The sequence below is a fragment of the Aquimarina longa SW024 genome, assembly GCF_001401755.1.
In the GTDB taxonomy this organism is placed as follows: Bacteria; Bacteroidota; Bacteroidia; order Flavobacteriales; family Flavobacteriaceae; genus Aquimarina; species Aquimarina longa.
In genome coordinates this window covers 69,442-94,452 of the sequence record NZ_KQ474107.1, presented here as the reverse complement: position 1 = coordinate 94,452, position 25,011 = coordinate 69,442, and the positions used below count along the sequence as shown (strand labels likewise).

Sequence of the window (25,011 nt, the reverse complement as noted above, 5' to 3'; positions counted from 1 at the left end):
TTAGCTTTTTACATACTAATTAATGCAATTAATTAGTTATGACAATTCCTTTAAGAGTGTTATTGCTTCTTTGGCATTTGATAGTTTTGCAAATTTCATTGCTGTATACCCTTTACTATCTTTTGTCTTAATACGTGCTCCTTTTTTAACAAGTACCTTAATAATTTCGGTACGGTTAAACCTAGCAGCGTACATAAGAGGAGTCATCCCTTCAGATTTTTCGTTGACATCACTTCCTAATTCGATGAGCTTCTTTACTGTTTCTAAATCTCCTTTTACAATAGCCATACAAAATGGGCTTGTTTTATAAATCATGAGATCATAATCATGACTAGTAGTGATTGTTGATGTTTCTGCTCCCACACTTACATAAACTGTACATATAACCATTAAGGTTGCTAAAATTGCTTTTCTCATAATAAACTTGATTTTTAAATTATTTGATTGATTTCTATAAATATGACTATCAAGTCTTAGGTTTTGTTACACTTCTTTTTCTATAATAACAGAATTTTAACTTTTAACAGTATTATTTTATCAGTAACGGTATGTTAGCTTATATATAACGTATCGAGAAAAATTAAATCAGCAGTTTAGTTAAAAATAACAAATCCACTAACCATACAATGGAAAGTGGATTCATAGATTTTTTCAGTAAAGTACTTATTTAAAAAATTACTTTTTCTTAAGCTCTAATAATAATGCCTTAGCATCTTTAGCTCCTGACATATCAGCATACTTCAATGCATTAAAACCTTTACCATTTTTTTTATTAATCTTCGCTCCATTTGCTACAAGAAGTTTAATAATCTCTATTCTATTATAACGAGCAGCATACATAAGAGGTGTCATCCCCTCAGAGGATTCGTTAACCTCAGTACCTAACTCAACCATTTTTTTTACCATTTCATAATCACCTTTAGCAATTGAAATACAAAAAGGAGACACATTCGTGATCTCTGTTTTTTCAACTGTATACGTGTTAAGTTCTTTTACAGGGTCACTAGCCATAACAAGACCAATTGTCATAAATGCCACTAAAATTGATAACTTTTTCATTTTTTTTTGCGTTTTGTTTACGTTATTTTCAGTTTACGCTTTGTCTATTTTTGACGGTGCAAATAAATTACATTATTCCAATAAAAAATACTATTTTTTTGATGATAACTCACTTTTAACCTTCCCTGCACAAATTCGTTAATGATTTCATAAAAAACTATTACTCCATAACATTAAGAAAGAGATAAAATGACAAAGTAATAACCTAAGCTTTTTGCATACTTATCAACTAAGTTGTAGCTTTATCGCTTGTCATATTTTTGAGGTTAAAACCTCAAAATACAACCAACTAAACCATAACTATAGCACCTATTATGAATAAAAAAGTAATCCTGATGATACTGGATGGCTGGGGAACGTCTCCTGACCCTAAGGTTTCAGCCATCGACCATGCAAATACCTCATATATTGATAACTTGTATACCCAATACCCTAATGCTTCTTTACGAACAGATGGTCTGCATGTAGGTTTGCCAGATGGACAAATGGGGAATAGTGAAGTAGGGCATATGAATTTGGGAGCAGGTAGAATTGTTTATCAGGATTTAGCTAAAATCAATATAGCGATTGAAAACAATACATTAAAAAATGAATCTATTCTTATAGATGCCTTTCGTTACGCAAAAGAAAAAGGTAAAAATATTCATCTCCTTGGTTTGGTAAGTGATGGTGGAGTTCATTCTCATATTAATCATATTAAAGGAATATTAGACGTAGCACATTCTTATGAATTAGAAAATATTTTCCTCCATGCATTTACAGATGGACGTGATGTAGATCCAAAATCTGGAAAAGGGCATATTGAAGATATCCAAAAACATATGTCTAAGACCACAGGTAAACTAGCTTCTGTAATAGGAAGGTATTATGCTATGGATAGAGATCAAAGGTGGGAGCGTGTTAAATTAGCTTATGATCTTGTTGTAAATGGTATAGGTCAATCTAGTACAAGTGCAATCGATAGTATACAAAATAGCTATGATAACGATATTACTGATGAGTTTATCAAACCTATAAGTATACAAGAAAACAACACTCCTATAGCCACGATAAATGATGATGATGTTGTCTTATTTTTTAATTTTAGGACAGACCGAGGTAGAGAACTGACAGAAATGCTTTCTCAAAAAGACATGACTGAATATAATACTCAGAAATTACCATTATATTATGTTACCATGACTAATTATGATGAGAATTTTAAGGATATTAAAGTCATCTATAATAAAGAAAACATCACAGAAACTCTAGGAGAAATTATTTCTAAAGCAGGTAAAAAGCAAATCAGAATTGCGGAAACCGAAAAATATCCACATGTCACCTTTTTCTTTTCTGGAGGACAAGAGACTCCTTTTAAGGGGGAATCTAGAATATTAAGAAATTCTCCAAAAGTAGCTACTTATGATCTAAAACCAGAAATGAGCGCCTATGAACTAAGAGATGCCTTAGTTCCTGAGTTACAAAAAGGAGATGTAGATTTTGTGTGTTTAAATTTTGCTAATGGAGATATGGTAGGTCATACAGGAATTATGGAAGCTGCTATTAAAGCGTGTGAAGCAGTAGATTTATGCGTAAAAGATGTGATTTCTGCTGGATTAGAAAATCAGTATACTACCATATTAATTGCTGATCATGGTAATTGCGAAACTATGCTTAATCCTGATGGTACACCTCATACTGCTCATACCACTAACCCAGTACCCTTTATTTTGATCGATACTGATAAAATTGAAGTAAATGATGGTGTTTTGGGAGATATTGCTCCTACAATTTTGGATCTTATGGGAATCCAAAAACCCGATGCGATGACACGACATTCTTTAGTAAAGAAATAATAAACTACAGTATCAATGTAATTTTTTAAATATACTACAGCTAGGATCTTATAACCATCTTAGCTGTATAACAACTTATTGTTTTACAAAATTTTAATCCTTCTACCCTATACATTACCCTTATTAAGATACTATATTGAATCTACAAAAGCAGTTCTAATGTAGAAACTTAAAATATAGCATCTAATGGTGTATAGAACAAACATTATTCTTTGTAAATTTGCATTCTTTTATTATGGATTTTGTTTGAAAGCCTATGATTATTACCAAAACACGTGAAGAAATAGAATTAATGCGCGAAAGTGCATTGATTGTATCGAAAACATTAGGAATATTAGCCTCAGAAGTTAAACCTGGTGTAACTACATTGCAATTAGATAAACTTGCAGAAGAATTTATCCGAGACCAAGGTGCAGTTCCTGGTTTTTTAGGATTATATGATTTCCCTAACACACTATGCATGAGCCCTAATACTCAGGTAGTTCACGGTATACCTAATAATACTCCTTTACAAGAAGGAGATATTATATCTATTGACTGTGGTGCGATTAAAAACGATTTTTATGGTGATCATGCATATACATTTGCTGTAGGAGAAATATCTGAGGAGGTAGAACGTTTATTACGTGTTACTAAAGAGTCCCTATATCTAGGTATTGCAGAACTTAAAGTTGGTAATCGAGTAGGTGATGTCGGGTATGCTATTCAGAAATTCACTGAAGAAGCTGGCTATGGGGTCGTTAGAGAGCTAGTAGGTCATGGTCTTGGTCGAAAAATGCATGAAGATCCCGAAATGCCAAACTATGGTCGTAGAGGCAAAGGAAAAAAATTCATAGAAGGGATGGTTGTCGCGATAGAACCAATGACCAATATGGGAACACAACGTATTAAACAATTACAGGATGGTTGGACAATCTTAACTGCAGATGGTAAGCCTAGTGCACACTTTGAACATGATGTAGCTATTATCGATGGTAAACCAGAAATCCTTTCTACATTTAAATATATCAATAAAGCTTTAGGTATTGAAACTGATGAAGAAGATGCTTTTAGACAAGAACTATTAACAGTTTAATATACAATTTAGCACTTAAAAGTCTGCTTCTGGTATTTTTTAAATGAAAAAACTTTTTAAACTTATACTAAACACAATTCCTAGACCACTCTTAATTCGATTGAGTTATATTGCTCGACCTGTAATATCATTATTTTTACGAGGAAAGACATATACAGATCCTATTGATGGTAAAAGTTTTTCTCGTTTTTTATCTTATGGTTATGACAAACAAAGGGATAATGTCCTTTCTCCTTCTACGCTATCTTTAGAACGTCATCGATTACTTTGGCTTTTTCTCAAAAATGAAACTCAATTCTTCACCTCTCCTGCACGAGTATTACATTTTGCTCCAGAACAAGCTTTTTACAAAAGATTTAGAAAACTAAAACATCTGGACTACATAACCACAGATCTTAATTCTCCATTAGCAGATGTAAAGGCTGATATTTGTAATCTTCCTTTTGCTGAAAATGAATATGATATCATATTTTGTAATCATGTGCTAGAGCACATCCCAGATGATACTAAAGCCATGCAAGAGCTATTTAGGGTTTTAAAACCAGGCGGAATGGCGGTTTTACAAATCCCTCAAGACTTAAAAAGAGCTACAACTTTTGAAGATGATACTATTACAGACCCAAAAGAACGTGCCAGAATATTTGGACAATATGATCATGTACGAGTTTATGGTGTCGATTATTTTGACAAATTAAGAACTATTGGTTTTAAAGTACATGAAGTAGACTATACCTCTACTCTATCTATAGAAGAGGTAAAAAAATATTGTCTTGCCAAAGGGGAAATACTTCCTGTTTGCTATAAGCCTTGATAAACAGGCTATCCCCAATTAACTTATATTATTACACGCAGACTATTTTTTTTCAAAAATAATGAATTAGTTCATCATATTAAGCACTTATGCGATTATACCGAACTTAGGTATTACGAAAAGAAAACGAAATAAAAATCTTAAAAAAATAACAACTCTCCTTTTTACTTGTCCCATACTATACGTAATCTTTTTTGTCAAAAAATACAGCAAATATTTCTAATGCTCAGGAAAACCGTTTACCGAAAGTGTTTTTAATTCTTTATTTTCATCTTCATACATAAGAAACACTTTTAACTCTTTTTTTGTTTTTAAAAATTCTAAAGAATGCTCTAGCCCCATAGACATTAAAGCTGTAGCATAGGCATCGGCTTCCATACAACTATTGGTCATCACAGAAACAGCTAATAAATTAGATTTTAGAGGGTATCCTGTTTTAGCATTAAGAATATGAATATAACGTTCTCCATTTACGTCAGTTTTATATTTTCTATACCCTCCAGAGGTTGCCATAGCCTCGTTATGTAATGAAACAATTTTACTATAGGATTGTGTCCCATCAAAATTAGGATCTTCTACTCCTATCCGCCATGGTTTTTTCTTCAATATATTAGTTCCTTTTCCTCTAATCTCCCCTCCTATCTCTACCAGATAATTTTCTAAGCCCTTATCTGCTATAAATTCTGCAAAAACATCAACAGCATATCCTTTTGCTAATGCGTTAAAATCTAAAAACGTATTAGAATGGCTTTTTATAATTTTGTGCTCTTTTAAAACTATTTTATCTATCCCTACAGACACCAATAGACTATCTATTTTAAGACTATCTAAAGAGATTATTTTTCCTTTTGGACCAAAATCCCATGCATTTACCAAAATCCCTACAGTTGGATCAAAAACACCTCCTGTTTCTTTATAAATCTTTTTAGAAGTTGCAAATACCTTTTTAAAATGCTCATCTATCACTATAGTAGTATCTCCTTTATTAATTCTAGAAATATCAGAATCTGGAATATAGGTAGACATAGAGGTATTTATAGCTTCAATAAGACTATCATAATCTTTTGAAAAATCTAATTTTTGGTCATCAATAAATTGAATTGAAAAAGTAGTTCCAAATGCCTTCCCTTTAGTATAATTATGATATAATTTATTTTCTTGTTTACAAGAAATAAATATTCCTATAAAAAACAGTATGCTTATTCTTCCAATCATAAATATTTAGTTCAGATGAGTTTCTATTACTTGTAGTCCTGCATATTCTAGCATATATTCTTCATCTAAATACACTGGCTTATTAGGATTTTCTGAATTCTGTAGACCAACGCCTGCATAAAACACTACCGCCTCTTGCTCTCTGGCATGTTTTTTAAATGATTCCATCCAGATCATATCATAATTATGAGGATTATCCGGATAAGAAACTGCTTTAACTAATACAAAATAACGTTGGTTAGATCCATCTACGCAAACAAACTGAGGATGTTTTCCTAGCTTGCTATTGATTGCAATAAATTCATACCCTCTCTTTTCTAATTCTTTTCCTACGATATTCATCGCTAGATTATGTAATTCTTGTTTGGTAAGTATCCTTGTCATAGCACGGCAAAGATATTATTTTAGTCATATATTTCAGAATTATAACATAAGTAAATCTGGCATTAAAAACTTTTTTTTTAAAACCTCTAAGACATTAGTAGTTTGGTGTAAAATATTTAGCTATAAAATCATTTAAACCTAATAAATAAAGCTTTATCAAAATGATAACTAGGGGTGTATACTGGTTGATTTTCATCAAATATATACCATGGAGAAATTGATATATCTTCATAATTTTTAAGTAAACATACATTTTGAGCCGGTGTATTTCCCTGAGCCAGAAGATACATCTTATCCCCTTTATTGTTTATAATTTCGTCTACTATAATTTCTATATGACCTGGAGAACCTGGTTTAACCAACATATCGCCTATTTTCACCTCTTTGACTGGTATTTTTTGTAATTCATTATACATCGATAATGTACCTGCATAAGTATAAATAAGGTTTAGATATTTATAAAAACTGGTTTTAGAATGATTCGGTGTTGCTGTTTTATGAAATGTTACTTTGTTGCCATTTATTTTGGGACGATATCCTTGTGCATATTTATCCCATGAACAATAATGTCCCGAAGTAAAATTGAATCCTATTCTATCTTTTTCATTTTTTTTCCACAAGTACTCTGATCGCACTCTCATTAATGCATCTGCACATTGTTGTAATCCATTTGATGGAACAGGGATTTCTAAAATTGCATCGTGCCAACCTTGTGCAAAATATGTACTCCCATCATAATTTATGATTTTATGACCATATGGTTTTAGGCTATAATGACGAAGATATTCCTGAAAAGAACCTGAAGCATACTTTACTCTTTTGTAGCCATCTGGAACAATAACCCTTGTAGAAATAGAATCTCCTTTAGGATTTATATAATCCGGAGCCGTAATTGTATTGGTGACGACTCCTTTTATATAGTTAGTTACTATTTTACCTTTAGATGTGTTATCTAATATCAAAAAAAAGATAAGTATAATCACTCCTAATATCAGTACTATTTTTTTCATTTATAATATAATCTTTTAGCATACATATATCCTATAAAGACTCTGTTAATACTACATTAGTTACATCAAAAATAAACAAAAATTAATTTAACGAAAGATTAGTAAACGGCAAGGTTCTACAAGAAGTCTAATAAGTAAAATCATTAATTCTAAAAACAAAAAACATGAAAACAGCCTTACTACTTTTTACGATATTATTTACTTTCCTAAACACTTTTGCTCAAGAAGATTCTTCTTATGAATTTAAGAAAAATGATATTATTGTATCTGGAACCTTTAATTATTCTAACAAAAATTCTAAATCATTTACTAATGGAGAGGAAAAACATAGTTCTAAAATAAACAGCTTTACTATAGTTCCTGAAATTGGCTATTTTTTGTCAAACAATTTATTAATTGGTGTTCGGGCAGGGTATATAACTAGCACATCAAAAAACAAGAACAGTAACACCTATAACTATAAAGAGCGTAGCTATAAGACTAGTATTATTGGAAGGTATTATTTTACATCTAAAAAAAGAATTTCCTTTTTTGTAGAATCAGAAGTAGGATATCAAAACACTACTTTTAAAAGTGGATCTAATGACGCCAATATCCTAAATTCTAACAATAACAAACAAGAAAATTACTCAGCAACTCTTACTTCCGGAATCAATATTTTTATAACCAATAGTTTAGCATTAACTGCTAGAATTGGAAAAATAGGATATACAAAATCAAAATTTAGGAATAAACATTCAATAAATGAGAATTCATATAAAAATGAAAGTGGCGAATTTATTACCTCATTAAATATGGATAATTTTTACTTTGGTATTTTATATCGAATTTAGTGTTCATAAAATTATAAAACCGATACATACTTTATCGGTTTTATAATTTTATGTAAAAGAAAGATTAATTTACCCTCCAAAATCATCAAATCTGATGTGCTCATCTGGAATACCAAAATCTTCTCCCATTTTCTGAACTGCTTTATTCATTAATGGAGGTCCACAGAAATACAATTCTATATCCTCTGGGGATTCGTGATGGCTTAAGTAGTTATCAATTACACAATTGTGTATAAACCCTACAAATCCATCTCCCTCTGCATCAATATCGCTTTTCACTTTCCAGTTATCTTCTTCCAATGGTTCTGATAATGCAAGATAAAATTTAAAATTAGGGAAGTTCTTCTCTAAATCATAAAAGTGATCTAAGTAGAATAACTCTCGTTTAGAACGTCCACCGTACCAATACGTCACTTTTCGACCTGTTTTTAAAGTTCTAAATAAGTGATATAAGTGAGAACGCATCGGTGCCATACCTGCACCACCTCCTACATAAAGCATTTCAGATTCAGAATCATTGATAAAGAATTCTCCATAAGGTCCTGAGATCACTACTTTATCTCCTGGTTTTTGTGCAAAAATATAAGATGATGCCACTCCAGGATTTACATCCATCCATCCATTCTTAGATCTATCCCATGGTGGAGTAGCAATACGCACATTAAGCATAATCTCTCTTCCTTCTGCTGGGTAAGAAGCCATAGAATATGCACGCTCTACTGTCTCACTATTTTTCATTACCAATGGCCATAGTCCAAACTTATCCCATTCTGCCTGAAACTTATCTGGAGTTTCATGTTCTTCAGGGTGCGCAGTAATATCAATATCTGCATATTTAATCTCGCATTGTGGTATTTCAATCTGGATATATCCTCCTGCTTTATAGCCCATATCTTCTGGAATACGTACTACAAATTCTTTAATAAAAGAAGCCACATTATAGTTACGCACCACTTCTGCTTCCCATTTCTTAATTCCGAATACTTCTTCCGGAATTTCGATATTCATATCTTGTTTTACTTTTACCTGACATGCTAGACGTGCACCATGCTGTAATTCTTTACGAGAAAAGTGAGGTGTTTCTGTAGGCAATGCTTCTCCTCCTCCTTCTAATACATGGCACTCACATTGGATACAAGTTCCACCACCACCACAGGCCGATGGTAAAAATATTTTCTGAGCTCCCAGAGTTGATAACAATGTCCCTCCTGAGGCTACTTCAATTTCTTTTTCTCCATTAATCTTTATTTTTACTGGTCCTGAAGGTAATAATTTATCTTTGGCAAATAATAAAATCCCTACTAAAACAAGAATCAGCACCAAAAACGAGATAATGGTTATCGCTATTGTTCCACCGGTAGATGCTAAAAATATCATATTATTTAAGTATTGTAACGTTAGTATTTTCGGCTACTTTTTTTGTAGTCTCTTCTATTTCAACCTGAGCTGCTTTAGTCTCTTTTTTTTCTTCTTCATCACCACCTGTTAACATTCCTCCGAAACTCATAAAACCAATAGCCATTAGTCCTGTAAGGATAAATGTAATACCTAATCCTCTTAATGGAGCAGGGATATTAGAATATCTAATTTTTTCGCGAATAGCAGCAATTGCAAGAATTGCTAAAAACCATCCAATCCCTGATCCTACACCATATACTGCTGCATGAGATATTGTAGCAAACTCTTTTTGCTGCATAAATAAAGATCCTCCTAAGATTGCACAGTTTACAGCTATCAATGGTAAAAATATACCAAGAGAGTTATATAATGATGGTGAAAATTTTTCTACTATTATCTCTACTAATTGTACCATAGTAGCAATTGTAGCAATGAATAATATAAATGTTAAAAAGCTTAAATCATAATCTGCATATTCTTCTCCTAACCATACTAAAGCGCCTTCTTTAAGGATATATTTATCTAATAAGAAGTTTAATGGCACTGTGATTGCCAATACAAATATTACTGCAGCTCCTAGTCCTACTGCAGTAGATACTTTTTTAGAAACAGCAAGGTATGAACACATCCCTAGAAAGAACGCGAATACCATATTATCTATAAAGATAGATTTTAAAAATAATTCTAAATATTCCATTTTTTATCGGTTTTTAACTGCTATTAGTGATTCTAACGAATCAGTAATTGCAATTCTGAACTCTCACATTCTAGTGATCTTCGATTAATGCTTTATTTTTACTTCTTTGAATCCAAATAATTATTCCTACAGTAATCAGTGCCATTGGTGCTAATACCATAAAACCATTATTTTCATAACCTAAAGCATACAACCCTGTTTTATCAATAGGATCTCCTAATACCTTAGCTCCAAATAGTGTTCCTGAGCCTAGTAATTCTCTAAAGAAAGCTACCACAACTAATAGCACTCCATATCCAGCTGCATTTCCTACTCCATCAAGAAAAGATTTCCAAGGACCGTTACCTAATGCAAAAGCTTCAAAACGTCCCATAATAATACAGTTCGTAATGATCAAACCTATGAATACTGAAAGTTCTTTACTTAACGTGTATGCAAAAGCTTTTAGCACTTGGTCAACTATAATTACCAAAGCTGCAACTACTACAAGCTGAACAATAATTCTAATTTTAGAAGGTATGATGTTTCTCATTAAAGAGATGACTACATTTCCTATCCCTAAAACAAAAATTACTGAGATAGCCATCACTATGGAAGGCTTTAACTGAGCAGTGATTGCTAAAGCAGAACATATTCCTAATACTTGAATAGTAATTGGGTTATTATCAGCAAGAGGGTCGGTAAGTAGTTTCTTGTTTTTCTTAGAAAACAATGGTTCTTTAGGCTCTTTTGCTTTTACTTTTTCTTCTGTTACTTCAGCCATTTGTTATTTTTTTAAAGTTTCAAAATAAGGTTGATACATTTTTATCCCTTTCTTTATCATCGCAGTAACACCATCACCTGTTATTGTTGCACCAGCCATAGCATCTACTTCATTATCACTCTTATCTACGTTTTTAGGATCTGCATTACCTTTCTTAACTGTAATTCCTTTATAATTCCCTGAAGCATCTAAAATGTTTTCTCCAATAAAATCATCTCTAAAATACGCTTCTTTGATATTTGCTCCCAACCCTGGAGTTTCTCCTTTATGATCAAAAAATGCTCCCTTTACAGTCTTAAATTCTTTGTCTAAAGAAACATAACCCCAGATTGCATCCCAAAGTCCATTACCTCTCATAGGTACAATATAGAATTCTTCTCCTTCTTTTTTACCAATAAACAAAGGCATTTTTCTTTCGTAGTTATCATCTTGCTTTACCTTATCATTTTCCTTCTTTACTTCGATACTAAAAGCGTTATTAGATTTCTTAGCTGTACTACCAATAATAATATATTGCTCATCACCAACATACTTATCAAATAATTCCTGAGCTTTCTCTGCAGGTACAAATTCATTAGGATCTTCTGTATCACTAATTCCCATTGCAAACAAAATATTTTGTTGCTTTTCTGTACGCTTGTTTGCATCTATTCTACCTTTCAATGAAGATGCTGTAAATGCCAACAATGATCCAACCACAACTACCATTGCAATAGCAAATATGATTGTATATGAGTTTTTATCTGTATTCATCGCCATGATTAAGCCGTTTTTAGTTTTAAACGTTTCATTCTTTTCTTGATATTTCCTTGAACCACATAGTGATCAATAGTTGGAGCAAATACATTCATTAATAGAATTGCTAACATTACTCCTTCTGGATAAGCTGGATTAAATACTCTAATTAGTATTGATATAAATCCGATTAAAAACCCATAAATCCATTTTCCTTTGTTGGTTTGTGAAGCTGTTACAGGATCAGTAGCCATAAATACTATTCCAAAAGCAAATCCTCCTATAATTAGATGATGCCAAAACTCAGTACTCATCAAACTATAAAACTTACTACTCTCACTAATCCAATCTGCACTTACGATTCCATTAAAAATTAATCCCATTGCTAAAGCTCCTAATACGCCACTCAGCATAATTCTCCAACTTCCGATTTTTGTAAAAATCAAGAATAATCCTGCCAATAAAATTAAAACAGCAGAAGTTTCTCCAACAGAACCAGGTATAAATCCTAGGAACATATCTGAGGCAGAATACGAAAGCTCTTTGCCTTGTGCCAAACTTCCTAAAACGGTTTCTCCTGAGATAGCATCTAATTTTGCTCCACCAGCTATTTCATTTGCTCTTTCTACAGCACCATGTACCCATACTTTATCTCCAGACATCCAAGTTGGATATGCAAAGAATAAAAACGCTCTTATCGTTAATGCTGGGTTTAGGATATTCATCCCTGTTCCTCCAAACACTTCTTTACCTATTACTACTCCAAAAATAACTGCAACGGCTAACATCCACAATGGAGTGTCAATTGGTACAATCAATGGAACTAACATTCCTGTTACTAAATACCCCTCTTCTACTTCATGTTTTTTAATCACTGCAAATAAAACTTCTACAGCAAGTCCTACTCCATAAGAAATAACAACCAGCGGTAGTACTTTCCATAGTCCTACAGTAAAATTGTTCCAAGTCCAGAACTCTCCACTAAAAAACCCACTAGTTACTGCCTCTATTTCTCCTGCTGCTAAATGATGCTGATATCCAGCATTAAACATTCCGAATACTAAACACGGTATTAAAGCCATGATTACAGTATTCATAGTACGCTTTAAATCATCTGCAGCACGAACATGAGCTCCAGAATGTGTAATTTCATTAGGTAAATACAAAAACGTATGGATTGCATTAAATGCAGGAGCCATTTTTTTGTCTTTATACTTAAGTTTTAGTTTATGTAATTTATCTTTTAATCCCATAGCACTATCCTATTTCTTTTAACATTAGGTCTAACCCTTCTCTTATAATATTTTGATGTGGTTGTTTAGAGACACAAATAAACTCTGTAAGAGCAAAATCTTCTGGAGCCACCTCATACATTCCTAACTGCTCCATCGCATCTAAATCATTTACCACACACGCTTTAAGCAATTGTAATGGGTAAATATCAAAAGGAAATACATTTTCATAACTCCCTGTAACTACAAAAGCTCTATGTTCTCCATTTGTATTGGTATTAAGGTCATATTTCTTATTAGGGAACAACCATGAAAATGTAAGTGCTCTAGAAGGGGAAATCTTATTAAAAACAGGCTTATTCCAACCAAAAAACTCATAATCTTCTCCTTCAGGAATGACCGTTATACTATTATGATAATATCCTAAATAACCATCTGGTTTTACATTCTCTCCAGTAAGCACATCTCCACTGATCACTCTTATATTACCTTCATCATGCACTCCCGAATTGTAGATAACAGATGACACCTCTGTTCCTATTATGGTTTTATAATATTTTGGAGTTTTAACTGAAGAACCTGCTAATGCAATTACTCTTTCTGCATTAAATCTACCTGTCAATAACAATTCTCCTATAATAACCAGATCTTGTGGGTGTACTGTCCAAACTACTTCTCCTTTATTAATAGGATCTACTTTTGCAATTTGCACACTTACATTTCCTGCTGGATGAGGTCCTGAAATAGTGTGTGTTGTAACATTGTTTAACCCTTTCAGCGGTGAACTTCCTTTTTTACCTACTGAAATATGGACTTCTCCCTCTGTTAGCTTACTTAAAGCAGTAACAGCTGTCTGAAGTTCTTTTTCTTTTCCTTGCAATATATAATCACTATCAGCAGCCAAAGGAGCTGTTGTATACCCTGAAATAAAGATCGCTTTTGGAGCTTTATCAGGATTAGCGATTATATCATAAGGGCGTTGTTTTATAAAAGGCCAGCAACCTGATGCCAAAAGATGAGTTTTTACATCATCTCCACTCATAGAATTCACGTCCTTTACACCAAACTCTGTATATTTTTGCTCTTTATCTCCAAGGATTTTGAAAGCTAAGATCTTTCTCTTAGCACCACGCACAATCTCTATTATTTCTCCACTTACTGGAGAAGGAAACAGCATGTTTTCATTAGATTTGGAATGAAAAAGCGGATCACCTGCTTTAACTTCTGTACCTTGTTTAGCGATTACTTTCGGTACTATACCGTGAAAATCCTCAGGCTTAATTGCGTAAACATTACTTCTGGTAGCATCTGCAGTAATCTTCTCTGCTTCTCCAACAAGTTTAATGTCCAAGCCTTTTCTGATACGAATGTCTTTTGACATATTTGTAGTCTATGTTAATTAACTAAAAAAATCGTGCAAATTTAATAATTAAAACACGTAAGTGAAAGCAGGTTCTACTATAAGATTTTATTTATAATGTTTCTAAATAATAATATTCTAATTCAGCAAACAACTTTAATACTTTAGGCATACTTTTTGTTTATATTTACAGCTATAATTTCTCATATAATGCCACAAAAACTTAAACAATATTGGTGCATTTTTATATTAGGGCTGATATCGCAGGTATTTTTTGCACAATCTGTTACTATCAATAATGAAACTGCTGATCATATTAGAACAATTCAATTTATTACAAATGAAAAATTTTCGGGTATTCCTATACTTCAATTAGGAGATCCTTTCAAGATCACATTTGATGATATTAATGGTGATGAATCTGATTATTACTACAGAATACATCATCATAATTTTGATTGGAGCCCTTCTTCTTTATATAAAAATGAGTACCTAGATGGTTTTGATGGAATTAGAATTGTAACATATGAAAATTCTTTTAACACCTTACAAATGTATAGCCATTATAATTTAAGTATTCCTAATGACGATACTAGAAGACTAAAAGTGAGTGGTAATTATACAATTGAAATTTATAATGATGATGATGAAGTTGTATGTCTAAGAAAATTTATCGTATATGAACCGCTTACCACTGTTAAAGTAGCTATAAAAAGATCGAGAGATTTAAAACATATAAATACCAAACAAGCTGTTCAGTTCGAAATAAACTCTCCTAATAAACTCCTAAGAAATCCTCAAAAGACCATAAAAACTTTGGTAATGCAAAACAATGATATAAAAAATGCTATTACCAATTTAGTTCCTCAATTTACTATTGCTAATAGCTTAATTTACAAGTATGATAAGGAATCTAGCTTCTGGGGTGGAAATGAATTTCTATTTTTTGACAGTAAAGATGTTAGAGCCTCAAATATCAGTATACGAGGAATTGAATTAAAAGAAATTTATCACAATTATTTATATACTAATATTGTTAGAGCTAATCGCAGATACACCTACAACCCCGATATCAATGGAAATTTTGTTATTCGTAATCTAGATGCCGAAAATAATAATATTGAAGCTGATTATGTGTGGATGCATTTTTCATTAGAATGCTACACCCCTCTAGAAGGTGGAGAAATCCATATTTATGGCAACTTTAACAATTACACATTAGATACATCTACTCGCCTTCAATATAATAAAGAAAAAGGAATATATTATAACAAAAGACTCTTTAAACAAGGGTTTTATAACTACAAATATATCCTTCTAAAACCTAACGGATCTATAGACCCTGGTTTTATTAGTGGTAATTTTGATGAAACCGAAAATAAATACACTGTTATACCATATTATAGAGCCCCTGGAGCTCGCTACGATAGAGTCATAGGAAAAGGAACTAGTAATTCTTCTACTATCACTAATTAGAAAGAATACTACTATATCACTTCTCAAATTATAACAAAATACTGTTACTTTTGGCATTACAAGAAAACTATCAGTCATAAATAATGAAAGAAACAGGAAGATTCTTAAAAGAGTATCGTGGAAACGAATGCCTCAACTGTGGTGTACCATTAGATCTTATTGATCGGTACTGTCATCACTGTGGACAAATTAACACCAATAAAAGAGTATCGCTTAAAGATTTTTTTAATGAGTTTTTTGCCAGTATCTTTTCTTATGATTCCCGTTTAAGCCACACTATTATTGCGTTACTTTTTAAACCTGGAAAAATTTCCAAAGAATATATTCAGGGTAAAAGAGTAAAATATGCTAACCCATTTCGGTTTTATCTTAGTGTTTCTATCATCTTTTTTATTATTAACGGTTTGTTTATTGATTTTGATGGATTTAGAACAGAAATTGAAGATAAAGCTAGTTTCGGAAAAGAAGCTATTAACGAAATCAAAGAAAACATCAAAATGGATGATTCGTTAACGCAGAAAATCAATGATCAAATATTAGCAACCAAAGGCATTTCAGATTCTAACAAAAGAGAAATTAGTGAAGGAATCTCTAAAATAGAGGAATTTCCTTTATTAAGTAACACTCCAATCAACCTAAAAGAAGTCACTTACTATTCCCAAAAACAGATCGATAGTATTAGTTTCTTTAAAAGAAGCTTCAAACTATGGCTTATGTATGACGATTATTATGATAAAACAAAAGAAAAGTCCACTTATAGAGCTCTATCAGAATTAAAACATGATAGAAATCAACTCAATAAATACATTTATCACAGAGTCCTAAAAACCAACTCAATAGAAGAAAGTTATGGGCAAGAATTTTTTAAATTTATATTTAATAAATTACCTTTAATTATATTCTTTTTTCTTCCCTTTTTTGCTTTAAGTATCTGGCTTTTATACATTAGAAGACCTTTTAATTATATGGAACATCTTGTATTCATATTTCACATCCAAACCATGTTTTTTATCATAATAGGTTTTTCAATTTTGATCGCCAAAATCACCAACATTAATACTTTTTTGGGGATTGCAATACTTGTTTTCTTATTCTACCTATATAAGGCTATGCGAAAATTTTATAATCAAGGAAGAGGCAAAACTATTGTTAAATTTTTAGTTATCAATATATTATTTTTTATCTTAGCGGGGATTGGGTCTATATTAACTATAATAGGTTCAATATTTATAGTCTAATATGGTTCAGCAAATTACTAGCGGTATAAAAATTTCGGTGGATACCACCTTTGAAGGTACTTTTTACAAGAACTACAAGATTCATTTTGCCTTTGGCTATCAAATCACTATAGAAAATCAAAGTAAAGATTCTGTGCAACTTACCTCTCGATTTTGGGAGATTAAAGATGCTTTAAATAATACTGAAATTGTAAAAGGAGAAGGTGTAATTGGTAAGAAACCTGTTTTAAAACCTGGAGAATCTCATACGTATACTAGTGGTTGCTTGCTTAGTTCTCCTTTTGGTTCTATGAAAGGACATTATAACATGATTAACTTTACATCTACTCGTAAATTTCAAGTAGCGATACCTAACTTTAAGCTAAGCACCCCTTTTGCCCTCAACTAATAATTCGCTTTACCAATTCGAATCTTATTTTTTTTTGATGTTGCTCTACATGACAGTATTGGCAATTAGAGTCGTACACAAAACTATACTCTTTTGTGATATCAAAACTATAATCCATTACCTTAAAAAGTCCTTTAAAATCCTCTTCTCCACACGCTGTATATCTGGTAATCTTGAATATATTTTCTTCTAAAGATTTTTGTAATGTAAAATATGCACTACTCCCCGTACCTGAAAGAAAATGAGAATTTGTTATATTTTTTTTTAACTTTCTAACATCTTGTTTTTTAATTTCAGGAATATTTTTATCAAAATAATTAGTGAGGTTTTCTTTAAAAACCGATCCCGGATATATCTTTAACTCTCCCTTTTCTACCTGATAAATTGGATTATCAAACGATGCTTTTTCGACATTCCCTAAAGGACTTGGAGTAAATAACTTATTACGTAATAACGGTCTCCTTATTCTAACACGATCTGTACTTGCCAAAATAGTATCAGTAACAATACGAGAACAATTACTTCCAACTCGTCCAAAAGCTTTATATGGTATACTTCCTTGTTTCTGAATAGACAGCACAAAGTTTTTAGCCTTCTCATAATGAATATAATCACATACTGATGCTACTAAACGCCCATCACCATGTGTCTTATGAGGATTTGCTTCTAACCATAACAAAAAATCTTCTGTATTTTCTAGTTTCCCTCCTGATGTTAAGGTAGCTTTGATAGGAATTTCTAATTCCACATCAGTAATTGCACTTCTAACCCTACCATATCCTTGTGGAGTAATATACCTCCCAAAATCATAATACTCTGCTTTACCTGTTTTATTTTCAATTAATACAAATGCTGCATGCCCTGCTTTTATATAATTATGCTTTCCTAAACCTAAAGCTAAAAGAATTTTGGTCGAAGATTCATCAGAATGTTTTACAAAGGTATCAGGAAAAGCAAGTGAAATTATTTTACCTGTATAATTCAATTTTAATTTAATTTAATGGCACTTTTTCTGAAGCTGTTTCAGCTTCAAAAACAACAGTATTTACCTTTTTACTTTGTAAGTTTTCATATCGCATAGAAAGTTCTTCCTCATTTTTCACAATTTGAGTAATACTTCTTGTTTTCAAAGAACCTCTATCTATTTGTAAATCCTTATTTTTATCCCCTATTCCTGCATTTTTATGAAAATCCAAAAGTACTTCTGGAGTTAATGTATTTTGTTTTTCAAAAGTAGTAAACCATGTTTTACGTAATTCTTTTATTTCTTTAGTATATAAAGTAGAAGACGACCAAATATGTGTTTCTTTTTCTAACTGTTTAAAATGTTTTTGATTTCCGTCCCAAATCAATTCAAATAACATAAGATCAGACTGCCAATTGGCAACAATAATTGTAAAAGGCTCTATCCCCCTACAATCGTATGTTAATATTGCCTTCTCTATATGGCGGGCTTCTAATAAATCTCTAACTACTACTCCTCTACTCTGCTTATATGATGATGCCCTTTGATGAATTTCAAATCCCCCGTTAAGCAAACAAATCATTGTGTTTTTATCACTAATTCCTATCCAAGTTCCTCCTGCAACTGCATCTTTAGGGAATAACATTCTGGTTGTATTTACCTGATAAAACTCAGGGGGTAAAGTTTTTCGATTTACTGCCTCATCTCTATTAGAGGTAAGTATAAAATTATTTCCTTGAGTTGGGGTTAACGTAACTGTACACATATTTTTTTAGGTCGGCTAAATATCTTACAACTTACAAAAAAAAATACACACTCTATTATATTTATAACATCAAACAGTAAGCAACTTTTTCTTTTCATATAATCAAATTACATAATTGTTCTTAATAAGAAGACAACAAATACCACTAATAAAAGAAAAAACCAAAATGACTATATTATAATAATTCATTCATTTTTTGAGCATAAAGGATAAAAATAGATTTTAGCCTATATAATTTCTATCTTTGCTATCCTAAATGATAAATCGTTTAGAACAAATACATACTAATTAAAACATAACATATCACATCATGGGAAAAGGTTTTTTTCAAGTTCCTACTGCAATAAACGAGCCTATAAAGTCATACGCTCCCGGAACACCTGAAAGAGAAGAAGTACTAGCTACATATGCTGCAATGTATAACAGTACTGTAGACGTACCTTTATATATCAACGGTGAAGAAATCAGAACTGGAGATACCGGAACAATGGCTCCTCCACACGATCACCAACATATTTTGGGTACTTATCATAAAGCAGAAAAGCAACATATTCAAAAAGCAATTGATACTGCTCTAGAAGCTCGAAAAAAATGGGCTCAACTACCATGGGAGCAGCGTGCAGCAGTATTTCTAAGAGCTGCCGAACTTATTGCTGGACCATATCGCGCAAAAATCAATGCAGCTACTATGTTAGCGCAATCTAAAAATATATTTCAAGCAGAAATTGATGCCGCTTGTGAGTTTATAGATTTCTTACGTTTTAATGTAGAATTTATGACTCAAATCTATGAAGATCAGCCAGATTCTACTTCTGATGCATGGAACAGATTAGAATATCGTCCATTAGAAGGTTTTGTATATGCAATTACTCCTTTTAACTTTACTGCAATCTCAGGAAACCTTCCTGCTAGTGCTGCATTAATGGGTAATACTGTAGTATGGAAACCTAGTGATAGCCAAATCTACTCTGCAAAAGTTATTGTAGATATATTTAAAGAAGCAGGAGTACCTGATGGTGTTATCAATGTAGTATATGGAGATCCAGTGATGATTACTGACACTGTATTAGCAAGCCCTGATTTTGCAGGAATTCATTTTACAGGAAGCACACATGTTTTTAAAGACATTTGGGCAAAAATAGGAACTAATATACATAATTATAAAACATACCCTAGAATTGTAGGAGAAACTGGTGGTAAAGATTTTATCATAGCACACCCTAGTGCTAATGCAAAACAAGTTGCTACAGGTATTTCTCGTGGAGCATTTGAGTATCAAGGACAAAAATGTAGTGCAGCATCTAGGGCTTATATCCCTAAAAGCTTATGGGCAGATGTAGAAAAGCAATTACTAGAAGATACAAACTCTTTTAAAATGGGGTCTCCAGAAGACATGAGTAATTTTATTACTGCGGTAATTCATGAAGGTTCATTTGATAAACTTGCTAAGTACATTGATCAAGCTAAAAATGATACTGATGCAGAAATTATAGCAGGTGGTAATTATGACAAATCCAAAGGATATTTTATCGAACCTACTATAATCGTTACCAAAGACCCTAAATATACAACCATGTGTACTGAATTGTTCGGCCCAGTTGTTACGATCTATGTATATGATGATAATCAATGGGATGAAACATTAAAATTAGTAGATCAAACTAGTGAATATGCACTAACTGGTGCTATATTCTCTACAGATCGCTATGCTGCTACAGAAGCTACCAAAGCGCTAGAAAACTGTGCTGGTAACTTCTACATTAATGATAAATGTACTGGAGCTGTTGTAGGACAACAACCTTTTGGTGGAGCAAGAGCATCTGGAACAAATGATAAAGCTGGTTCATATCTCAACTTATTACGTTGGGTATCGCCTCGTATGATTAAAGAGACATTTGTTTCTCCTGCGAATTATAGATATCCCTTCTTAGGAGAATAATATTTCATCAGGTTTAAGTATTACATAAAAAAAGCGCCGATTGGCGCTTTTTTTATGCGCTAGTATTTATATATATTTTTATTTACGATTAATAGTCATACATTAAACAAGTATTTAAACATACTCGAACTCACACATATTATTGAATAATGAATAAAATATTAATTGTAGGAGGAGGGATTGCTGGTCTTGCTACTGCAAGAGCTCTTCAAAACCAAGGATATTACATTAAACTAATAGAAAAACAGTCTAAATGGCAAACTTCCGGAACAGGATTATATCTACCTTCTAATGGAGTTATTGCTCTTGACAAACTAGGACTGGGTGATATTGCTAGAAAAAAAGGCTTTCTCATAAGTTCTCGTAATATAAAAGATGCTAAAGGAAAAACAATTTTAGATTTAGATCTCGAAAAAATATGGGGAAGAGAAAAACCATGTTTAGGGATAAATAGAAAAGTACTTCATGAAGTGCTTATAGAGGGAACACACAATATTAATATCTCATTTAATACCACAATTAAGACACTAAAAACCAATTCAGATTCTGTAGTTATTGAATTATCTGATGATAGTAAAGAAGAATATGACTTAATCATTGGTGCAGATGGGTTATATTCTAAAACCAGAGAATTAATTCTCGGAGATGTTCCATTAAGAAAGGTAACTGCTCAAGTATGCCGTTTTATCACTAAAAAACCTCCAAATATTAACTCTTGGACTTTACATATTAGTTCTTCAGGTCAATTTCTGATCATTCCTATTGATAATGACACTGCATATTGTTATGTAAATAGAAAAACAAAAGGTTTTAAAACTTTTGAAGAAAAACAATATATGAATCCTTTCAAAAAATTTGCTTCTCCAATTCCTGAAATTCTTGACAAGTGGAATCCGAGTAACTCATATTGGAATGACTTAGAAGAACTCCCTAAATTATCAATGATGGGAAGCGGTAGAGTAGTTTTAATAGGCGATGCCGCTCATGGGATGCCTCCTTTTATGGCACAAGGTGGGGCTCTTGCACTTGAAGATGCTATCGCCCTATCTAATTTATTAAAAAACGAAAATTGGAATACAATGGTCGCTACATTTTCTAAAAATAGAGCCAGCCGTATTGATTGGACAAGAATTAGGAATCAAAAACGAGAAAAACTTTCAAAATTACCTTATTGGATTGCTAAATTAGGTCTAAAAAAAGTAGGCGAAAAAAATTGGACAGAAGATTACAAACCGCTCTCTGAAATCCCAAAATAGTAACTTCAAATAATAAAGATAATTTTTCCTTAAATAAAATATTATATTTCAAACAAGCATGATTATTAGACCAGCTATCATAGATGACTTACCCATTTTACTTGATTTCGAACAAAAAATCATCGAAGCGGAGCAACCAATGGATCCTACTCTAAAAACAGAAAAGATTAACTATTATGATATTGAATCGTATATCACTACTGATGATACAGAAGTAATAGTAGCCGAAATTAACGGAGAAATTATAGGTAGTGGTTATGGGCAAATAAGAGATCGAAAAAAACACTATAAACAAAAACAACTTGGATATATTGGTTTTATGTATGTAAAAGAAGCATTTAGAGGTAAAGGTATAAGTCAACAGATTATTCAAAATTTATGTAATTGGTTTCAAACAAAGGGTATTGAAGAAATTCGACTTACTGTATATGACAAAAATCTAAAAGCAATTAGAGCGTATGAGAAAGTAGGCTTTGAAAAACATCTAATTGAGATGAGACTTAACATTAAATAACAGTTAAAAAAAAACTCATTTAGTCATTGTATTTTTTAAATTTACCAACCAATCTTTTTCAGCTTGTAATAACATCTCATAATTAGGCTGATAATCTGGATTAGGAATATACCACTTCTGATTCTCATAATATTCCTGTATGTATACTGTTTTGAAGATATAACCTCTTCTAGCAAAAGGAAGATTTCGTACTATTTTATATGACTCAAAATCTGTTGCTGACAATAACTTTTCTTGATATGTAATATCAAAAGGAATTTCTAAACATTTTTTTGCGTCAAATTTTTCATTTTGGCAATATTGAATGTTTCTAGATGCAGATAAGTACAATTCTCCCTTAGGTGCAAAGTTTTTTTTATAAAATGTTATAAAACCGTCTTCAATATAAAACGTTTTATACCTATTTTTCTCTCCACTATCCATAATTCCTTTTCCTGTAATTACCCAATGATCATATTTATTATAAAACGACTCACCTATAGTAAACCCTTGCTCTTTACCCATATCGATGATAAGAGTAAAGTCATCAATCTGCTTGTTAGACCAACGATTTGCTGCAGTTAATATATAATCAAAAGAATATCGTTCCATTACTGATCCAGAAAGATTAAACATATACTTATGTTTGATCACATTACTCCCTTTTTTAAAACGTGCATTAAAATGGTATACATAATAAAAACTAGGGTCGTTTGTATTAAAATCTTTTCCTATCACTTCACTCTCTACCTTTGCTTGAATATTTCCATTTTTATAGTATATACTATCATTTACAATAGCTGTTTTATATGATAGAGATTTTCCATTCATTAATACAGAAAACTTACTAATGTATGGATGGCTACCTTTTACAGGGATTCCATCTACATCTCCCGAAGGTGAGGGAGCTTCAAATCCTACAAGAACCTCTTTCTCTTCTCCATGATTATAAAACTCATAATACACATCTACACTTAAGTACTCTTCATTATACCGCGTTAATTTTAATATTTCTTTGGTAACTGCAATATTTTCATTTGTAATAGGCACTAAATGATTGCCACTAGCATAATATGCTCCGTCATTAGCAAAAGAGAGATATGTGTGTAGTAAAAATGTAATCCAAACAAGAAACGTATAGTTCTTTATATTTATCATAATTAAAGTAATTATAGTTTACCTAACTCATCTTCTTTTAACAGATTCTCTCATGCCTCTATATAATCAAAAATAGTGTCAAAAGACAGCCCTTAAATATCTGTTTTTTTTACCAGAAGTGAAATAAAAAAAATCAATTAAACGATATTATCTATTAAACATATTTATTTTTAAAGCTTATATTTTATAGGTAAATACACTACTTTTTTAGTTTCAAAAAAATCTTCTTCGAAGTAATCTGATAAATTATGCTCTACTGCTTTTGGAAATAGTGCTAATTCTTCTGTAAGATCACCTCCTTTAAGGTATAGAATCCCATTTTGCAATTTATGCACACTTTTTTTTGCTATATTTTTTCGAACCCACTTTACAAAATCAGGCATATTAGTCACAGCTCGACTGACAATAAAGTCAAAACGGTCATCAAATGTGCCCGCTCTTCTTTGTTCTGCTTTACAATTTTTTAAACCTAGTACTTTTACAACCTCATTGACAACTTTTATTTTTTTTGCAATAACATCAATCAAATAAAAGTGAGTTTCTGGAAATAAAATTGCTAAAGGAATTCCAGGAAATCCACCCCCTGTACCAACATCTAATACACGAGTCTCTGCCTCGAACTCGATAATTTTTGATATCCCCAGAGAATGTACTATATGTCTCTCATACAACAACTCTATATCTTTACGGGAGATTACATTAATCTTAGCATTCCACTCTTCATATAACTCCTCTAATTTTGAAAACTGATTTTTTTGCTCTTCAGTTAAATTTGGAAAATATTTTAATACTATATCCATTAAATAATTAATTTAAAGTGTAAAAATACGTCTAAAGATCATATATTTTACTTCTTTTTAGGAACTTAAAAAAATTTAAATACCTAACTTTACCCAATATAATTATGACAACTATCGTTTGGTCAT

Annotated in this window: 25 protein-coding genes; 10 read left to right on the top strand and 15 right to left on the bottom strand. The window is 31.8% G+C overall.

Translation table 11 applies throughout. From position 1 onward, the window contains the following. Nucleotides 1-36: 36 nt before the first annotated feature. Together N456_RS22500 and N456_RS22495 are read right to left on the bottom strand one after the other, a co-directional pair. On the bottom strand, nt 37-417 hold the full coding sequence (locus N456_RS22500) for an ankyrin repeat domain-containing protein (RefSeq protein ID WP_062062503.1): 381 nt from the start codon (nt 415-417) through the stop codon (nt 37-39). A gap of 258 nt (nt 418-675) precedes the next feature. Next, complete coding sequence (locus N456_RS22495; protein WP_082422628.1) at nt 676-1,059, bottom strand: ankyrin repeat domain-containing protein; 384 nt, start codon at nt 1,057-1,059, stop codon at nt 676-678. Nucleotides 1,060-1,373: 314 nt separating this feature from the next. On the opposite strand from N456_RS22495, the gene gpmI reads away from it, so the two are divergent. The 3 genes from gpmI (at nt 1,374) to N456_RS22480 (ending at nt 4,780) form a co-directional block, all read left to right on the top strand. After that, complete coding sequence (gene gpmI / locus N456_RS22490) at nt 1,374-2,894, top strand: 2,3-bisphosphoglycerate-independent phosphoglycerate mutase (protein ID WP_062062496.1); 1,521 nt, start codon at nt 1,374-1,376, stop codon at nt 2,892-2,894. 256 nt (nt 2,895-3,150) lie between these two features. After that, a complete protein-coding gene (gene map, locus N456_RS22485) occupies nt 3,151-3,969 on the top strand; it encodes a type I methionyl aminopeptidase (RefSeq protein ID WP_062062492.1) in 819 nt (272 codons plus the stop codon). 43 nt (nt 3,970-4,012) lie between these two features. Beyond that, nucleotides 4,013-4,780, top strand: coding sequence for a class I SAM-dependent methyltransferase (locus N456_RS22480; RefSeq protein ID WP_062062489.1), 768 nt, complete (start codon nt 4,013-4,015; stop codon nt 4,778-4,780). Between the two features lie 219 nt (nt 4,781-4,999). Here N456_RS22480 and N456_RS22475 read toward each other — a convergent pair whose 3' ends face one another. The 3 genes from N456_RS22475 to N456_RS22465 form a co-directional block, all read right to left on the bottom strand. After that, complete coding sequence (locus N456_RS22475; RefSeq protein ID WP_062062487.1) at nt 5,000-5,995, bottom strand: FAD:protein FMN transferase; 996 nt, start codon at nt 5,993-5,995, stop codon at nt 5,000-5,002. A 6-nt stretch (nt 5,996-6,001) separates the two neighbouring features. Continuing rightward, a complete protein-coding gene (locus N456_RS22470; RefSeq protein WP_062062484.1) occupies nt 6,002-6,379 on the bottom strand; it encodes a hypothetical protein in 378 nt (125 codons plus the stop codon). Nucleotides 6,380-6,507: 128 nt separating this feature from the next. After that, nucleotides 6,508-7,389 (bottom strand): DUF4846 domain-containing protein, encoded by an 882-nt coding sequence (locus N456_RS22465; protein ID WP_062062481.1) that lies wholly within the window; start codon nt 7,387-7,389, stop codon nt 6,508-6,510. A gap of 164 nt (nt 7,390-7,553) precedes the next feature. Between N456_RS22465 and N456_RS22460 the strand changes: the two genes are divergently transcribed. Beyond that, entirely contained in the window at nt 7,554-8,222 is a 669-nt protein-coding gene (locus N456_RS22460; RefSeq protein WP_062062478.1) for a hypothetical protein, read from the top strand. 69 nt (nt 8,223-8,291) lie between these two features. Here N456_RS22460 and nqrF read toward each other — a convergent pair whose 3' ends face one another. The 6 genes from nqrF to N456_RS22430 form a co-directional block, all read right to left on the bottom strand. Then, nucleotides 8,292-9,599 (bottom strand): NADH:ubiquinone reductase (Na(+)-transporting) subunit F, encoded by a 1,308-nt coding sequence (nqrF, locus tag N456_RS22455; RefSeq protein WP_062062475.1) that lies wholly within the window; start codon nt 9,597-9,599, stop codon nt 8,292-8,294. Nucleotide 9,600: 1 nt separating this feature from the next. After that, nucleotides 9,601-10,317, bottom strand: coding sequence for an NADH:ubiquinone reductase (Na(+)-transporting) subunit E (gene nqrE / locus N456_RS22450; RefSeq protein WP_062062472.1), 717 nt, complete (start codon nt 10,315-10,317; stop codon nt 9,601-9,603). 70 nt (nt 10,318-10,387) lie between these two features. Next, entirely contained in the window at nt 10,388-11,080 is a 693-nt protein-coding gene (locus N456_RS22445) for an NADH:ubiquinone reductase (Na(+)-transporting) subunit D (RefSeq protein ID WP_062062469.1), read from the bottom strand. A gap of 3 nt (nt 11,081-11,083) precedes the next feature. Continuing rightward, nucleotides 11,084-11,839 carry a Na(+)-translocating NADH-quinone reductase subunit C gene (locus N456_RS22440; RefSeq protein WP_062062466.1) on the bottom strand — a complete coding sequence of 252 codons (756 nt, stop codon included), beginning with the start codon at nt 11,837-11,839 and terminating at the stop codon, nt 11,084-11,086. 2 nt (nt 11,840-11,841) lie between these two features. Continuing rightward, nucleotides 11,842-13,068, bottom strand: a complete 1,227-nt coding sequence (locus tag N456_RS22435) for an NADH:ubiquinone reductase (Na(+)-transporting) subunit B (RefSeq protein WP_062062463.1) — start codon at nt 13,066-13,068, stop codon at nt 11,842-11,844. Nucleotides 13,069-13,072: 4 nt separating this feature from the next. Beyond that, complete coding sequence (locus N456_RS22430) at nt 13,073-14,428, bottom strand: Na(+)-translocating NADH-quinone reductase subunit A (protein WP_062062461.1); 1,356 nt, start codon at nt 14,426-14,428, stop codon at nt 13,073-13,075. A gap of 189 nt (nt 14,429-14,617) precedes the next feature. Between N456_RS22430 and N456_RS22425 the strand changes: the two genes are divergently transcribed. The 3 genes from N456_RS22425 (at nt 14,618) to apaG (ending at nt 17,509) form a co-directional block, all read left to right on the top strand. Further along, nucleotides 14,618-15,883 (top strand): type IX secretion system plug protein, encoded by a 1,266-nt coding sequence (locus tag N456_RS22425; protein WP_062062458.1) that lies wholly within the window; start codon nt 14,618-14,620, stop codon nt 15,881-15,883. 83 nt (nt 15,884-15,966) lie between these two features. Beyond that, entirely contained in the window at nt 15,967-17,121 is a 1,155-nt protein-coding gene (locus tag N456_RS22420) for a DUF3667 domain-containing protein (protein ID WP_062062454.1), read from the top strand. Nucleotide 17,122: 1 nt separating this feature from the next. Then, nucleotides 17,123-17,509 (top strand): Co2+/Mg2+ efflux protein ApaG, encoded by a 387-nt coding sequence (gene apaG / locus N456_RS22415; protein ID WP_062062451.1) that lies wholly within the window; start codon nt 17,123-17,125, stop codon nt 17,507-17,509. Here apaG and N456_RS22410 read toward each other — a convergent pair. Further along, complete coding sequence (locus N456_RS22410; protein ID WP_062062448.1) at nt 17,502-18,494, bottom strand: DUF6695 family protein; 993 nt, start codon at nt 18,492-18,494, stop codon at nt 17,502-17,504. The two genes, apaG and N456_RS22410, sit on opposite strands and share 8 nt — an antisense overlap. A gap of 7 nt (nt 18,495-18,501) precedes the next feature. Then, entirely contained in the window at nt 18,502-19,239 is a 738-nt protein-coding gene (locus N456_RS22405) for an NRDE family protein (protein WP_062062445.1), read from the bottom strand. Between the two features lie 310 nt (nt 19,240-19,549). Here N456_RS22405 and pruA point away from each other — a divergent pair, with 310 nt between their 5' ends. From pruA to N456_RS22390, 3 genes are all read left to right on the top strand, one after another. Further along, the gene (gene pruA, locus N456_RS22400) at nt 19,550-21,178 is read left to right on the top strand and encodes an L-glutamate gamma-semialdehyde dehydrogenase (RefSeq protein ID WP_062062443.1); all 1,629 of its coding nucleotides are present in this window, start codon (nt 19,550-19,552) and stop codon (nt 21,176-21,178) included. 149 nt (nt 21,179-21,327) lie between these two features. Further along, a complete protein-coding gene (locus N456_RS22395; RefSeq protein WP_062062440.1) occupies nt 21,328-22,434 on the top strand; it encodes an FAD-dependent oxidoreductase in 1,107 nt (368 codons plus the stop codon). Nucleotides 22,435-22,492: 58 nt separating this feature from the next. Then, nucleotides 22,493-22,948 (top strand): GNAT family N-acetyltransferase, encoded by a 456-nt coding sequence (locus tag N456_RS22390; protein ID WP_062062437.1) that lies wholly within the window; start codon nt 22,493-22,495, stop codon nt 22,946-22,948. Between the two features lie 15 nt (nt 22,949-22,963). Here N456_RS22390 and N456_RS22385 read toward each other — a convergent pair whose 3' ends face one another. Together N456_RS22385 and rsmG are read right to left on the bottom strand one after the other, a co-directional pair. After that, nucleotides 22,964-24,085: a YARHG domain-containing protein gene (locus N456_RS22385; RefSeq protein ID WP_062062434.1), complete on the bottom strand. Its 1,122-nt coding sequence runs from the start codon at nt 24,083-24,085 to the stop codon at nt 22,964-22,966. A 170-nt stretch (nt 24,086-24,255) separates the two neighbouring features. After that, nucleotides 24,256-24,885 carry a 16S rRNA (guanine(527)-N(7))-methyltransferase RsmG gene (gene rsmG, locus N456_RS22380; protein ID WP_062062432.1) on the bottom strand — a complete coding sequence of 210 codons (630 nt, stop codon included), beginning with the start codon at nt 24,883-24,885 and terminating at the stop codon, nt 24,256-24,258. Nucleotides 24,886-25,011 lie beyond the last annotated feature (126 nt).